The organism is Noviherbaspirillum aerium, from assembly GCF_008929045.1.
In the GTDB taxonomy this organism is placed as follows: Bacteria; Pseudomonadota; Gammaproteobacteria; order Burkholderiales; family Burkholderiaceae_D; genus Noviherbaspirillum; species Noviherbaspirillum aerium.
Window position 1 is genome coordinate 173,353 of sequence record NZ_VFAH01000011.1, and the last position, 15,029, is coordinate 188,381.

At 60.5% G+C, this 15,029-nt stretch carries 10 protein-coding genes; 5 read left to right on the forward strand and 5 right to left on the reverse strand.

Annotated elements, in window-relative coordinates; all coding sequences use genetic code 11:
- Positions 1 to 143: 143 nt before the first annotated feature.
- The 3 genes from FH061_RS17140 to FH061_RS17150 form a co-directional block, all read right to left on the reverse strand.
- The gene (locus FH061_RS17140; RefSeq protein WP_151637048.1) at positions 144 to 1,508 is read right to left on the reverse strand and encodes an MATE family efflux transporter; all 1,365 of its coding nucleotides are present in this window, start codon (positions 1,506 to 1,508) and stop codon (positions 144 to 146) included.
- The gene (locus tag FH061_RS17145; protein WP_151637049.1) at positions 1,505 to 3,223 is read right to left on the reverse strand and encodes an ArnT family glycosyltransferase; all 1,719 of its coding nucleotides are present in this window, start codon (positions 3,221 to 3,223) and stop codon (positions 1,505 to 1,507) included. Before FH061_RS17145 ends, FH061_RS17140 begins: the two co-directional genes overlap by 4 nt.
- A gap of 183 nt (positions 3,224 to 3,406) precedes the next feature.
- A complete protein-coding gene (locus tag FH061_RS17150; protein ID WP_151637050.1) occupies positions 3,407 to 3,676 on the reverse strand; it encodes a type B 50S ribosomal protein L31 in 270 nt (89 codons plus the stop codon).
- A 242-nt stretch (positions 3,677 to 3,918) separates the two neighbouring features.
- On the opposite strand from FH061_RS17150, the gene FH061_RS17155 reads away from it, so the two are divergent.
- Both FH061_RS17155 and FH061_RS17160 read left to right on the forward strand, forming a co-directional pair.
- Positions 3,919 to 4,281 carry a tlde1 domain-containing protein gene (locus FH061_RS17155; protein ID WP_151637051.1) on the forward strand — a complete coding sequence of 121 codons (363 nt, stop codon included), beginning with the start codon at positions 3,919 to 3,921 and terminating at the stop codon, positions 4,279 to 4,281.
- Positions 4,278 to 4,829 carry a hypothetical protein gene (locus FH061_RS17160; protein WP_151637052.1) on the forward strand — a complete coding sequence of 184 codons (552 nt, stop codon included), beginning with the start codon at positions 4,278 to 4,280 and terminating at the stop codon, positions 4,827 to 4,829. Before FH061_RS17155 ends, FH061_RS17160 begins: the two co-directional genes overlap by 4 nt.
- Before the next feature lie 112 nt (positions 4,830 to 4,941).
- Here FH061_RS17160 and rho read toward each other — a convergent pair whose 3' ends face one another.
- Positions 4,942 to 6,207 (reverse strand): transcription termination factor Rho, encoded by a 1,266-nt coding sequence (gene rho, locus FH061_RS17165; protein WP_151637053.1) that lies wholly within the window; start codon positions 6,205 to 6,207, stop codon positions 4,942 to 4,944.
- 141 nt (positions 6,208 to 6,348) lie between these two features.
- On the reverse strand, positions 6,349 to 6,675 hold the full coding sequence (trxA, locus tag FH061_RS17170) for a thioredoxin TrxA (RefSeq protein WP_151637054.1): 327 nt from the start codon (positions 6,673 to 6,675) through the stop codon (positions 6,349 to 6,351).
- Positions 6,676 to 7,031: 356 nt separating this feature from the next.
- On the opposite strand from trxA, the gene FH061_RS17175 reads away from it, so the two are divergent.
- From FH061_RS17175 to FH061_RS17185, 3 genes are all read left to right on the forward strand, one after another.
- A complete protein-coding gene (locus FH061_RS17175) occupies positions 7,032 to 9,818 on the forward strand; it encodes a PD-(D/E)XK nuclease family protein (RefSeq protein ID WP_151637055.1) in 2,787 nt (928 codons plus the stop codon).
- Entirely contained in the window at positions 9,815 to 13,180 is a 3,366-nt protein-coding gene (locus FH061_RS17180; protein ID WP_318841023.1) for a UvrD-helicase domain-containing protein, read from the forward strand. The genes FH061_RS17175 and FH061_RS17180 overlap by 4 nt, the downstream gene beginning before the upstream one ends.
- A 200-nt stretch (positions 13,181 to 13,380) precedes the next feature.
- Positions 13,381 to 14,982 (forward strand): hypothetical protein, encoded by a 1,602-nt coding sequence (locus tag FH061_RS17185; RefSeq protein WP_151637056.1) that lies wholly within the window; start codon positions 13,381 to 13,383, stop codon positions 14,980 to 14,982.
- Positions 14,983 to 15,029 lie beyond the last annotated feature (47 nt).

Sequence of the window (15,029 nt, forward strand, 5' to 3'; positions counted from 1 at the left end):
AGCCGCATGGCTGCTTGCATCATCGTGTGATAGCGGAAGCCGGGCGCAAGACTTCGCCATGTTAGCGGTAATGCCGGTTTGCGGCTATGGACGGCGCCAAGGACCCTGATGACATGGCCGTATTCATCGGCAACCAATGACAATTATTGGCGTGCATGCCGCTGCACGATGCGCAAGTACCACAGCAGTCCTGCGGCGACCAGCGCCAGACTGGCACTGTTGCCAAGCCAGAAGCCGGCGGCGCCCTGCAGCGCCGGCGGACTGATGCCGAAAGGATTCAGTCCGAGAATGTAGCCGCCCCCAAGCCCGATGCCCCACAAGGCCACCGCATAGATCAGCGTCGGCACGACCGCGACCTTGTAGGCGCGCAGCACGAACGCGGTCGTCACCTGCACCGAATCGAACAGCTGGTAGAAGGCAATGAAGAAGTACAGCGGCAGCGCGGCGGCGATCACCATAGGGTCAGGCGTGTAAGCGCGCACGATCTGGTCCCGCAGCAGCCAGACGATGGCGCCGACGGTGACCGACACGATGGCCGACAGCCTGATGCCGGCAAAGCCGATGCGTCGGGCCGCCTCCATGTCGCGGGCGCCGATGGCCTGTGCCACCAGCGTACCGGTGGCATTGGCGATCGACAGCGGCAGCATGTACAGCACGGTCGCGAAATTGGCGGTGATCTGATGCCCCGCGACCGCCGTCGCGCCGAGGCGGGCGATGAACAGCGCCATGAAGGTGAAGGCCGTCACCTCGATCAGGTAACTCAATCCCATCGGGATGCCGAGCTTGAGCAATTCCCGCTGGGCGCTCCAGCGCGGCATGACGAAGCCGGTGCCGAACAGGCCATAGTTCCGGTAGGTCGGGCCGAAGCGGACGATCGCCGCGCCGCACAGGAACATCATCCAGGATACCGTCGCGGTGGCGACCGCGCAGCCGGGCCCGCCCATTTCGGGTATGCCGAAGCCGCCAAAAATGAATAGCGCGTTGGCCGGCACCTTCAGGACCAGGCCGGCCACCTGCAAAGCCATGACCATTTTCGGCCGCGCGATGGCGGTATTGAGCGAGGAGTAGAGGCGAAATCCCATGGTGGCGGGCAAGGCGAACGCCAGTATCTGCAGGTAAAGCGTTGCCTTCTCGCTGAGCTCGGGGGAGGCATGCGCCAGCGACATCAAGGGTTGCGGAAAGAGCAGCGCGAGACAGCCGGCGATGGCGAGGAACATGGCCAGCCATGCTCCCTGTTTCATTTCATAGCCGATCCGCTCGTAACGGCCTGCGCCGAACAGCTGGCCGATCACCGGGGAAATGGCGGCCAGCACGCCGTTGAGGCCGACGAAAATGCTGACATAGACGGAAGCGCCGATAGCCAGGGCAGCCAGGTCGAGCGCGGAATAGCGGGAAGTCATCGCCGTATCGATCACGCCGTTGGCAATGACCGCCAGTTGCCCGATCAGCAGCGGCCAGGCCAGTGAAGCGATGCGGCGGGTGTGGGGTTGGGTCCGGGTATTGTTCAATTCATCCTTTGAAACAGGCGGTAGCGTTCATTGCGGTCGGCCGGGCGCCGTCCTTCCCAGATGAGACGCCATTGCGCGCCGCCGTGGCGCAAGGTCTTGACGTTGTCCCTGCCGCGGTGGCTGTCCTGATACAGGAGAAATTCGCATTTGGCATCGCGGAAGCGGGAAAAAGGCACGTTGCCGAAATAGGCAAAAGAACTCCGTTGCGCCGGGCCGACATTGGTATCGACGCAGTAGTCGCCTTGCGGCAAGTTCTGTGCAAGCTGCTTGGCAACGCCGGCATAGCTTTTTCCATAATCAATCCAGGGCAACCAGAGCGTCATCAGCAGCAGCCAGCACAAGATGACGCCGCCCGACGACAGAACCACCGCCCGCCACAGTACCGAAGGCCGGCGCGACACCCGCCAATGCACCAGGAAGAACCAGCCTATGGTGGTCAATGCCGCTGCCACGAAGGCGATCACGCTGAACTCCGGCTTGAAGCCCGGCGCCAGCTTGAATGCGTTTTTCGCTAGCTGCGCCGGCCAGCCGGTCTGTTTTGCAATCCATCCGAGCCAGATGAAGGCGGCGCAGGTCGTCAGCGTCATCACCGAGAACCAATCGACCGCATTAATCGCGCCGCGTTTCATCGTCGGCAAACCGAATGCGGCGAGTATGGCCAGCGGCGGCAGCATGGGAAGCAGCACGCCTTCGTCGGTGCGCGTATGAAACAGCGCCAGCAGCAGGAAAGCGAGGAAGAAGGTGAGCGGAATCGTGATATGCGGCGCCTGATACTGGCGGCGCCATGCATAGACCGCCCAGGCGGCGAACGGCCAGGCCGGCCAGGCGAACCAGATAACGTTCTTGAAGAAATACCGCAGCGACTGATAGGAAGGCAGGCTGATCTGGCGATAGTTCCAGAGCATCCATGCATCAAAGGGGGAACTGTTGAACGGACGCACGATGCTGCTGGCGACCAGCCACGGGCTTGCGACCAGCAGTGCCATGGGCAGGGTGATGGCTGCCAGCCGCCAGACGATGGGATGATCGCGGAACGAAGCCAGAACCAGCAGGCCGAGCCAGATTGCCAGCGGCGCGACCCAGCCGCGGGTCAGGACCAGCAGGCCCAGCGCCACGCCGAGCAGGGCGGCGGTGCGGATCGAGCAGGACTCGAACAGGCGCGTCGCCGCGTACAGGGAAACCGCCACCATCGATACCTGCAGCGCTTCGGTACTGGTGCTGTGGCTGTGCAGCAGCAGACCGAGGCAGCCCAGGAAGATCAGCAGCGCGCCGTCGGCCAGGGTACGCCCGTAATCGCTTGGTTCGGGCTGGCCGCCAAACGCCAGGCGCAGTGGCTGCGCCTCGGTTCGCCGGCCGAGCAGATAGGTGGTGTACCAGACCGACAGCGAGCCGGCCAGGAAAAAGCCGCCTGAAGCAATGCGGGTGGCCAGCGGGTCACCGACTGCCCAGCCGAACAGCTTGATGCAGATGGCGCCGATCCAGTAGGCCAGCGGTCCTTTTTCCGGCGCGGGCAGGCCGACGATATGCGGCCACAGCCAATCCTCCAGCGTGCCGTTGGCCATGGTCCACATGATGCCGAAACCGGCGGCGTCGTCGGTCTTCCACGGATCGCGCCCGATCAGTCCGGGAACGATGTAAAGAAGACACAAGCCAAACAGGGCCCAGCGGGGAAGTGCATTGGTAGCGGCGGCGGGAAGTCTGACGGGCTGCTTCATGTAGGAAACTGGATTTTATTGTCGCGTCCGGCCGGTGTAACTTGCGGTCATGAAAGCTTGCCATGGCCACGGCTGCGGACGCCGTTATTGAAGTCGCCGTCATTGTGCCGGAAAAGCAAGGGCGATGCTGCCGGAAAAACAAAAAAGGCAGCCGAAGCTGCCTTTCTGCGATGCAAGCAGGAATTACGCGCCTGCTGCCTGTGTCTTGGAACCGCGGTTGCCGAATTTCTGGCGGAATTTTTCCACGCGGCCGGCGGTGTCAACGATCTTGTGCTTGCCGGTGTAGAAAGGATGGGAGTCCGCAGTCACTTCAAGCTTCACCAGCGGATATTCCTTGCCGTCCAGAGTGATTTTTTCCTTGGTCTGGATGGTGGAGCGGATAACGAATTTGGTATCGCTCGACATGTCCTGGAACACGACTTCGCGGTAGTCCGGGTGGATATTCTCTTTCATGCTTTTCCTTAGATAGTTTCGGTAGCCAATCGGCACTTCGTCGGTCGCCTTACTTCTTGACCCGATTGCCGGTCACTTGCCTAGGGTGAAAAACCAGCGATTATACAATCAAACCTGTGCATCATGAAAGCAGGGACATGTATCGGATCTGTTGCCGCAGATGCAACGGATGCGACAGAAATATTGTATATTTATTAATATATTGCTAGCCTTGACGCTCCTTTTCGAATGGAGACTTATCGATGGTCTGGCAATACAGTCAACGCAGCGGACAGCTTCGGCGGAAAAACGAAACATGGGCACGAGGCTATTCGGGCAAGGGAGCTGGAAAGAATAATCCGGGAATGGAACAGGTACGCAATATCGGCCCGATACCTCGTGGCCATTACCGCATTGGCCGCCCCTATCAAAGCGAGTCAAAAGGACCGCATGTCATGAACCTGGAGCCGATGGGCCATATCGCCCATGGCCGCACCCTGTTTCGCATCCATGGCGATAGTCGCCTGAATCCTGGCACCGCATCTGAGGGATGCATCATCCTGCCGCGCCATATACGCCAGCAGATTTCTGCAAGCGGCGATATCGATCTGGTGGTCGTCGAATGAGCATCACGTCCATTCTCGAAAGGCTTGCAAAGGGCAGCATGTTTTTCCTGGTGAGCGTTACCGTCCATGCCGCATCCTCACCAGCGTCACATGATGCTTCAGCCCTGCTTGCCGAAATCGATGCCACAAGCGCAAAACAGGTGATTGCGCGGCTGAATGCCAAACCGAATCCGAATGACTGGGACGGCGTGATCAGGCAGATTCGATCCGGTCAGCCGGCATGGCTGGATGTCGCTGCAGGACTGAGTCGTGACGCGGATGCGGGGTCTGCCACGGACCTCAAGATTTCGCTGGCCCATGCGCTGCCGAAAAATCCCGAGGGCGTCCTTGCGCTGACCGGAAGCCAGGAATTTCTAAAGGTGGAGGAAGTCTGCGGCGCGCCATTCATCGAGCCGACGGACCGGTTCCTGCAACACTACCTGGTCCGGGCAAGGCAGGCTGTGGCGCATTTGCACGAACCGGCACTGGAGGCCGTGCAAGCCGCTTGTCTGGCGCGCCTCGAACATGCGGAAAGGCGACTGCGCGCGTTGCGCAGGACAGACAGGTGAGAAGCCAGATCTCGAACTGGAAAGCAAAAGGCGCATGCAATGCATGCGCCTTTTCTTTTTATCATCCTGCCCCAGGCGTGAGACATGAAACACCTGGGGCCGAGGGGCATGATCAGCTGCCGCCGCGGCGCATCATGTCGAAGAACTCCAGGTTGTTCTTGGTGGACTTCATCTTGTCGAGGATGAATTCCATCGCCTCGATCTCATCCATGCCGTACAACAGCTTGCGCAGCACCCAGATCTTCTGCAACTGGTCCGGCTTGATCAGCAGTTCCTCGCGGCGGGTGCCGGACTTGTTCAGGTTGATCGCCGGGTAGACGCGCTTCTCGGCGAGGCGGCGCTCCAGGTGGACTTCCATGTTGCCGGTACCCTTGAACTCTTCATAGATCACGTCATCCATGCGGCTGCCGGTTTCGATCAGGGCTGTCGCGATGATGGTCAGCGAGCCGCCTTCCTCGACGTTACGGGCGGCGCCGAAGAAGCGTTTCGGACGCTGCAGCGCATTGGCGTCGACACCGCCGGTCAGCACCTTGCCGGAGGCCGGGATCACCGTGTTGTACGCACGTGCCAGGCGGGTAATCGAATCGAGCAGGATGACCACGTCGCGCTTCATCTCGACGAGGCGCTTGGCTTTTTCCAGCACCATCTCGGCAACCTGCACGTGGCGCGTCGCCGGTTCGTCGAAGGTGGAGGCAACCACTTCGCCGCGCACCGAGCGCTGCATTTCCGTCACTTCCTCGGGACGTTCATCGATCAGCAGAACGATCAGCACGGTATCGGGATGATTGGTCGTGATGGCATGCGCGATATGCTGCAGCATCACGGACTTGCCGGACTTCGGCGATGCCACCAGCAGGCCGCGCTGGCCGCGCCCGATCGGGGCGATCATGTCGATGATGCGGCCGGTGATGTTTTCCTCGCCGCGCATTTCGCGCTCGAGATGCAGCAGCTTGTTCGGATGGAGCGGCGTGAGATTCTCGAACAGGATGCGATGCTTGGAGGCTTCCGGCGGTTCGCCGTTGACCTTGTCCACCTTCACCAATGCAAAATAGCGCTCGCCGTCTTTCGGGGTGCGGACTTCGCCTTCGATCGAATCGCCGGTATGCAGATTGAAACGGCGGATTTGCGAAGGGGAAATGTAGATGTCGTCGGTCGATGCCATGTAGCTCGCATCGGGCGAGCGCAGGAAGCCGAAGCCGTCTGGCAGCACTTCGAGCGCGCCGTCGCCGAAGATCTGCTCGCCCGACTTGGCGCGCTTCTTCAGAATGGCAAACATCAGTTCCTGCTTGCGCAGACGGGCGGCGTTGTCGATTTCGAGACCGATGGCCATGTCCAGCAGGGCTGAGACGTGGAGCGCCTTGAGTTCAGATAAATGCATAGTGGGTATCCCGGGATGGGAGATTAAAGGTGGGGGAGGGAACTGCGAGGATGTTTAGTTGTTAATATAAAAGCGAATGCGGTAAAACAAATGCGGTAAATAAATGCAGAGCGGCGGTACGAACGCACCGCCGCATAACGATCAGATATTGCTGTCGATGAACGAAGTCAGTTGGCCTTTTGCCATGGCGCCGACTTTCTGTGCTGCCGGTACGCCGTTCTTGAACAGGATCAGGGTCGGAATGCCGCGGATGCCGAATTTTGCCGGTACTGCCTGGTTGGCGTCAACATCCATTTTTGCGATTTGAATCTTGCCGTCGTATTCCTTGGCAACTTCTTCCAGGATGGGGGCGATCATCTTGCAGGGGCCGCACCATTCCGCCCAGAAATCGACGAGAACGGGCTTGTCGGACTTGAGTACGTCCGAATCGAAAGATGCATCGGTAATATATTTGATATTTTCGCTCATGGTTTCCTCGGAAGAGGTTCAAAGGTATTGAATCAGACAGACGCCTGCGACTGATTGTTCTTGCCCGATCCCGTTGACTACGATGTCCGGAATTGCAATAAGCAAGTGGAGACGTCATTGCTGGATTTCAAGCCCGTTGAAGGCGGCGCAAGACGTAGTGCGGCGGGAAGTTGGGTAAATCATAACCGATTTTCGTAAAGAGTGTGGACGGGGTCATGTTTTTCCTGCGCCGCGTCCGGGGCGGCCCCGTTTCGGGCCGTACCGGCAATCGCCGGCTGTAGTCCCGCCGATGCAGCAATCCTGCAGTTTGCGTTGTCTACATGATTATCTTTGATTGCTAAAAGCCTCAATGTTCCATGCCTGCCATGCTCTATCTGCCCATGCCGATCCCGCCTTCCGCCGACTACTGGAACCGGGTTGCATGCGCCTTGATGGAACATGACATCGTTCGCCATGCCGGAGGCGGCGTCGGCAATCTCTCCGGTATCCGCGTGGTAGTGCCCGAGCCCGGGCATATTCACCTGTTCAGGGCGGCCCTGGCCGCACGCACCGGGCACAGCTTCATTGCGCCGCGCATCACCACGCTGTCAGCCTGGCTGGCAGAGTTGCCGCCGGAAATCCATGGTCTTCCACTGAAGGTCGTTGACTCCGCTCAACCGCCCGGGCATATCGAGCGCATTTCCGCCCTGTATGCAGAGATGCGCCGCCATCCGTGGCTGAAGCGTCTGTTCCAGGCGCGGCGCAATGCCGACCTGCTGCCCGTGGCGCAGTCTCTCCTGGCCCTGTTCGACGAGTTGAGCGAAGCCTGGCTGCCCTCGATGCAGATCGATGCGGATGCCTCCAAAGCCAGATGGCGGACCGCCCTGGAGCAATTGCCCTTGCCTGCGCATGGCATCCTGTCCGAAGAAGCAAGGCTGGTCTGGACGCTCTGGCAAGGCCAGTTCGACAGGAATGACCCCGCTGCGGTTTGCCTGGCCCGCATGAGGCGTCTCGCCGCTCGTACCGGCGCCTCCCTGGTCTGGATCGGCGACGGCTGGCCGCGGCCTCTGCATGACGCGTTTGTCGAAGCCTGGGCCCGGCATCATCCGGTATTGCCCGTCGTGACCGAATGGCACCCCCGATCACTTGCCCCCGTATATGCCGAAGCATGGCCTGAAGTGATTGACGGCAGGGAAGATCAGCCTGGCACTGCCGCCGCCGCGGCCGATGCGGCCGAGGCGGCCGAGGCGTCATTCCATGCGGACACCGGGTTCCGTGCAGCCGTTCATGTGCATGCTGCGCGCAGTCTCGAAGACGAGGCAAGGCATGCCGCCCAGACTGTGATTGAGTGGCTGACCAAGGGCAAGACGCGTATCGCCGTCATAGCGCAGGACCCGGTGGCGGGGCGAAGACTGCGCGCTCTGCTGGAACGCGCCGGCATTGCCGTTTCCGATGAATGCGGACGGAAGCTGTCGGACACCCGGTCGGCGGGAATGCTTGCGGCCTGGCTGAATGTAGTGACCACGCGCGCCGGATCGATCGCCTTGCTCGACTTGCTGAAATGCCCCGGTCTGTGCGCTGATCTGCGGGACAAGGACGAACTGGTCCTGCGGATAGAGTATGCGTTGCGCCGCGCCAACGTGAGCGGGGGATGGAGCGAGGCAATCGGTGCGGTCGCCGGCGAATCCGGGGCGCGTCTCTTGCTCATGCGCATCGCGGAGCAGGCATGGCTGTTTGCCGGCAGAAAATCCCTGGATGAATGGGTAAGGCTGACGCAATGCTCGCTGCGCACTCTTGGCATGGATGCGGCAATGGAAGCGGAAGCCATGGGTTCGCAGGTACTGGCTTTGCTCAGCAGGCTCGCACAGGAGAGCGAAGGCTCCAGGACGAAATTCGGGTTCGCCGAATGGCGGGCCATGCTCGGCACGCAGCTCGAATCGACACTATGCATCGAGAGCGATGCCGACACCCGGGTGACCATGCTGCCGTTGAGCGGCGCACGCTTGCGGCGCTTCGATGCCGTCATCATGGTGGGTGCCGACGCCGCGCATCTGCCGTTGCCTCCGGAGGACACACTCGTCTTCGCCAACGCCGTGCGGCGTGAGCTGGGCCTGGTCACGCGCGATATGCAGCAGCGCGGGCAGCTGCGCGCGTTTGCCGAACTGCTCAATGCCCATGCCGAGATTGTGCTGTGCTGGCAGGCTTGCCGCGGGGGCGAAGCCAATGCCCCGAGTCCGTGGATCGATCGCCTGGGGCTCGCGTTCCAGCGGGCAGGCAGCGGCGGGCTGCCTGCGCATCGGGTTTCCTTGCACGAACGTCGGCTGTACGCCAGCCCGCCGCGCAAACCATCACCGGCCGCGCCGGAACTGCTGCCCGCCGTGCTTTCGGCAAGCGCTTACAACAGCCTGGTTGCCTGCCCTTATCAATTCTTCGCAAACCGCATGCTCGGGCTGGCTCCGCTGGAGGAATTCAATGAATTGCCGGAAAAGCGCGATTATGGCGGCTGGCTGCATGCGATTCTCAAGACCTATCATGAAACGATTCGCGACAACGCGGTCGGAATCGCCGCAAGGGAAGATGTCTTGCGAAGCATCACGGAAAAAATATTCAGGGATGCGCTGACACCGGGATCGGCAATGCCGAGCGCAGCGGTGCTGAATTTTTACAGCCGCTGGAAAAAATGCATCCCGGCCTATCTGGCATGGGCAAACGAGCGCGAGGCCGGCGGCTGGCGGTTTGTCTTCGGCGAGCAGATGCTGGAAAAGATCCTGGAATGGCAGGGCGGAAAGGTAACCCTGCGCGGCCGCGTCGACCGCATCGATGAGCACCAGGACGGCGCCCGCGCCGTTCTTGATTACAAGACCCGGCGCCTGCAAACCTTGCGCAACAAGCTCAAGGACGGCGACGACCACCAGCTTGCATTTCATGCGCTGCTGTCGGACGCGCCGGTAACGGCCGGGCATCTGGTGGCGCTGGAGCAAAGCAGGAGCAGCACAGGCGACGCCGCAGCGGAAGATTTCATCGAATGGCAAGGCCGGCTCGAAGCACACATCATCCGCAGCATGCAGGCAATCGCAGACGGCGCGTCCTTGCCAGCCTCCGGCATTGAACGGATCTGCGTTCACTGCGAAGTGCGAGGCTTGTGCCGCAAGGGGGCCTGGTGAGAGCGGGCGCAACGCCCGCCCGCTCCCATGAGGTCAACGGCGCCGCCGCCAATGCCATGGAATTCATCGAGCGCGCCTGCGACCCGGCACGCTCGGTCGTGGTGGAGGCGTGCGCGGGAAGCGGCAAGACCTGGCTGCTGGTGTCCAGGATGCTGCGCCTGCTGCTTGCAGGCGCCGATCCCTCGCAGCTGCTGGCCATCACCTTTACCCGCAAGGCCGCCCGGGAAATGCGCGAGCGTCTGCTGCACCTGATGCGCGACCTTGCATTGCAGACGGAGCCGCGGGCACGCCTGCTGCTGATCGAGCGCGGCATTGCAGAAGGGCAGCTGCCCGAGCTGCTGCCGGTTGCGCGGGGGCTCTACGCGCGGGTATTGGCGAGTCCGCACGGCCTGGCCATCGACACGTTCCATGGCTGGTTTGCAAAACTTCTGCGCGCGGCGCCGCTGTCTTCAGGTGTACCGCATGTCCACGCCCTGGCCGAGAGGACAGGAGAACTGCGGAGAGAAGCATACGTCCGATTCATGCAATCGCTCGACCAGCCCGCCAATGCCGATGTGCGGCATGCGCTGTTTTCCTTATACGAGATGGTCGGCGACTGGCATGCGAGACAGCTGATCGACGCCTTTGTCGACAAGCGCACGGAGTGGTGGGCGGCCTGCGGCGAATCCGGCGATGCTTCCCGTCCCCTTGCAACGCTACGCGCATTATGTGGCGAAGACGGGTTCAGCGATGCGCGCCTGACATTATGGAGCGACGACGCACTGATCGCGCGGATCCGCGATGTGATCCGGCTGCTCGCTGCCGGAGGCAAGCGCAACCGGGAGCGGGCGGCTGCCATCGAACAGGCGCTCTCCGGCATGGCGTCGACCGCAAGCTTCAGCCATTTGCTGGCGCAGTTCTGCGACGAAAAGCAGCAACCGCGAGGCAATGATCTTCGGCACCGCGGCCTGCGGGACGCGCTGCAGGAGTGTTACGGTCCTGACGGCGTCATGATCTTTCAGGAGGAATTTTCGGCGATTGCGCTCAGCTTGCTGATGCTGGAACGCCGCGGCAGCGAACCCCGCGTGCTGGCATCGAATACACTCCTGTTCAAAGTCGGGCAGGCTTATCTTGCACAATACCAGGCGGTAAAGGCCGAGCGGCGGATGCTCGATTTCAATGACCTTGAATGGCACGCCTACCGGCTGCTGACCCATGAGGAACACGCCGCGCATTTTCAAAGCCGGCTCGACGCTCGCTACAGTCATATTCTGCTGGATGAATTCCAGGATGCCAGTCCAATGCAATGGTGCATTCTGCGCGCATGGCTCAACGCTTACGGCGGTGATGCGGAACCGCCGAGCGTGTTCATCGTCGGCGATCCCAAGCAGTCGATTTACCGCTTCCGCCGCGCGGAGCCGCGCGTCTTCAATGCCGCGCGCGACATGCTGGCCAGCTTCGGCGCCGATATTCTGCGTACCAGCCAGACCCGCCGCAATGCGCCCGGGATCGTGGATGCGCTGAACATCGCCTTCGCCGGCAATTCCATCCATGCGCCGCATACTACGCTGTGCACGCACGGCGGCTCCGTATGGCGCTTGCCGCTGGTAAGCGCCGGCAGGCGTGGCGCGCAGGATGCAGCCGCGCCCGCTGCGTCGCTCCCGCGCGATCCGCTGACGGATGCGCGCCGGGAAGACGACGACATGCGCCGCCTCGACGAGGGCAGGGCGGTTGCGGCGGCCATCCGCGCCGCGATGCAAGCCTTGGCCCAGCGTGGCGGCAGGACGGTGCGCTGGTCGGATGTGATGGTCCTGCTGAAGAAGCGCACCCACCTGAGCGCGTATGAAAACGCATTCCGCATGGCTGGCATGCCTTTCGTGTCGGACCGGCGAGGCGGCCTTCTCGACTCGCTCGAAGCGGGCGATTTGATGGCATTGCTGAGTTTCCTGATCATGCCAGGCGACAGCCACGCGCTGGCGCATGCATTGAAGTCGCCGATCTTCGGCGCCTCGGATGATGACCTGATCCGTCTTGCCCGATACGGCGTTGACGAACAAGGCGGCCAAGGCAATCAGAATCAGCGTCACTGGTGGTCGCGCCTGCGGGAATGTGCCGCTGACGACGCCTCTCCTGCGCTGCTGCGGGCCGCGGCTTTGCTGGCGCGCTGGCAGCTTGATGCCGCCCGGTTGCCGGCACATGATCTGCTGGACCGGATCGTGCACCAGGGACAACTGATGGAACGCTATGCGCAGGCTGCGCATCCGGCTTTGCGTTCCCAGGTGATCGGCAATATCGAAGCCTTCATCGAACTCGCCGTGAATGCCGACAGCGAAAGCTATCCCAGCTTGCCGCGGTTCGTCGACACGCTGCGCCGCATGCGGCAGGCAATGGAAGCGGAGGCGCCTGCCGAAGCCGTTGTCGACGATGCCCGGGACGCGGTGCGTATCCTCACGATACATGGCGCCAAGGGACTGGAGGCGCCGATCGTGGCGCTGGTCGATGCCAATCACAGCGAACCGGCGCGCGACGATGTTGGCATCCTGTGCGACTGGCCATCGCATGCGGATGCGCCCACTCACTTCTCTTGCCATGGCCGCCGGGAAGAGCGCGGTACGGCGCGCGACGCCTTGTTTGCCGAGGAAGCGGATCTTCGCCGCCAGGAAGACTGGAACCTTCTGTACGTCGCCGCAACCCGCGCCCAAGAGCTGCTGATAGTCAGCGGCGTGGCTGGCATGCGCGGTGCTTTGGAGGATGGCTGCATTGAGGGCAGCTGGTATCGCCGGTTCCTGTTCGTTCCGGAAATCGATATCGATGCTGCAGTCACTGCAGAAGATCGCTTTCCCGATGGCGAGCAGGAGTTCACGCTCGCCGTATTCGATCCTGAAACCGCACCTTTGGCAACGGCGGGGAATATCGATAGCCTGGCCAGGCGGATGACTGACGAGGTGAAAATATTACGCTCCCTGATGCAGCGGCTCACCGAGGTGCCCCGCTGGCCGCTCGAGATACCGCCGCTACAGTATCTGCCGGGATGGCTGGCGTGTGCGCCCGCCGCGGCGGCTACGGTACGCGAGCAGGCCGAGCGCATTCTGTCCGCGCCGCTGCTTGAACGGTTCTTCAATCCTGCCCATTTTCTCTTTGCGCGCAATGCGCTGGAGATCATCGAAGGTGGCGCATCCTTGCACTGTGATCGTTTAGTCGTGTTCGATGATGAAGTCTGGATGCTCGATTACGCGGATGGTTTGCCCGTCACGGCTTCTCACGGCGAAGGTGCGCGGCTGAGACGCTGTTGTCTGGCGGTGCAAGCCCTTTTTTCCGGCAAGCCGGTGCATGCCGCCTGGATAGCCGCAGATGGGCGCTTGCTGCGAATCCCGCCGAATTGAACGCGGCATCCGCCACGTATTGTCGAGGAGTGTGCCATGACCATGGATCTCGATGCGTCTCGCGACATTCAGAAAAATAATGGAACTGGATGCCAATACGCGACACCCACCTTACATTGTCTATCTGGATAGACGGTTTCCATGCCAAGTCGCCGGTGACGGGCTCAGAATTTGGTCGGTTCTTCAGGAGAAAATGTGTAATGGTTCGTCCTTTGAATTCGCTAATGACGTCTGTCCGTCAACTTCTTCCGAGTCGTCAACAGAATGCCGCGCCCGCGCCAGGAAATGCAGCAGTGCAGCGCCCCTTGGCAACTCACAGCAACGACGTAAATCGCGCGAGCGATAGCTTTTTGGAAGCGGCTAGAGCATGTCGTAATTCCAACCCGCCTTATGCGTACAATGCACTGAAGAAACTCTATGATGCAGGGCGCCAAGTGGAAAGAGCGTTCACGGCACAGGGAGTAGATGAAGTAGACAGAGAGAATTTGCAGGCGCATCTCACGAATGCGAATGCACGTCTTCCCGTGCAGCCAAGTAAGAACAGAGCAGTGCTTGCTCCTTTGCTGCAGGCGGTTCAGCAAGAGTTGGAACGCAGCCTGAATCCTGCCGTTACCGGAACACCATCATTGGCGCAGTTTCCTCCGTTGTATGCTGCAATCAAGGCCTACCTGGAAGCCATCGGAGCACAGACGCTTCATCCTGGTAGACGACCTGCAAGCTTACTTCCCGCCTCAGCCCCTAGACTACGCACTCATGAAGATATTCATGAGCAGACGCTTCGAGGCTTGTTGCCGGACTATTCGACGGAGGCCAGGAGGCAAGCCTTGACCTCTCAGGCTGGTACAGGCTCCGGGCCTGTAAGCAACGATCCAGAAGTTCATATACTGCCCGGATATGCGGAAGTAATGGGACACATTGAGCTCTCTGCCGATTTGAATATGCGTGTCGAACGCAATTTAAGGAAATTGCGTAAGCCTCTCGGTACTCAAAGCTTGAGTGACCCTTCGTCTTCCGCTTTACTAAAAGAATTGAAGTTTTTGGTGGGATCTACCAGTATCACTGCGGCTGAAAGAGGGGAGATACTTTATAGACTGGCTGCGGAAATTCCCCAAGAACATCAGGTGGGAGGTATCGATCCGAAAATGCTGGCTCGGCTCTTTCTGCGAGTTCTTGCGCCGAACCGTCTACCGCCAAAATATACCCAGTCTCCTGCCGCTCTGGATGTCGGTGTGGCCACCGGTCTGTTCAATCCAGATGATTTGGTTCCAAGCGACATAGCAGTGAAGATCGTATCGTCCTTGATTAGGCAAGCGAGGCATTTCAGACACGGCGAGTCCATGGTGCCCATTATTCTGAAAGGCGCGCTTGAAAACAGGAGGGGAGGTGACCCGCTGATGCATATCGCCTTACTTCTGGATTCTGCAAAAGCCATTCGAAATTCGGAACAAGAAAACCAAATACGCAACAAGATGATATTGCGTGATCTGGTCGCCGCGATCACCGATGAGATCAAGTGGCTTGCCGTCGCTGTGGCTCAGCGCCGTATTGCCAACCCTGCGGCAGGAATTATGCGTGAACGAATCAATGGCCTTGAAGGAATTGCATATGACTTGACACCATTCGAACTGCCAGGCATCTCTGGCCCGATGGTTCAATTAAATACTGTGCCGGGATATATTCAACTGCGGCAAGCTCTTGATCTTGCGGTCAATTCGCATGTATGGCCGGTCGTTCCACCACCTGCAGCGGACGAGATAGCCTTCAGGCGTGCACTTTGGTCCGACCATGCTCCACCCGGTTAGGCCGGTTTGCCGTCTTCAAACTTACCTCATCCGCATTATTCGTCCAG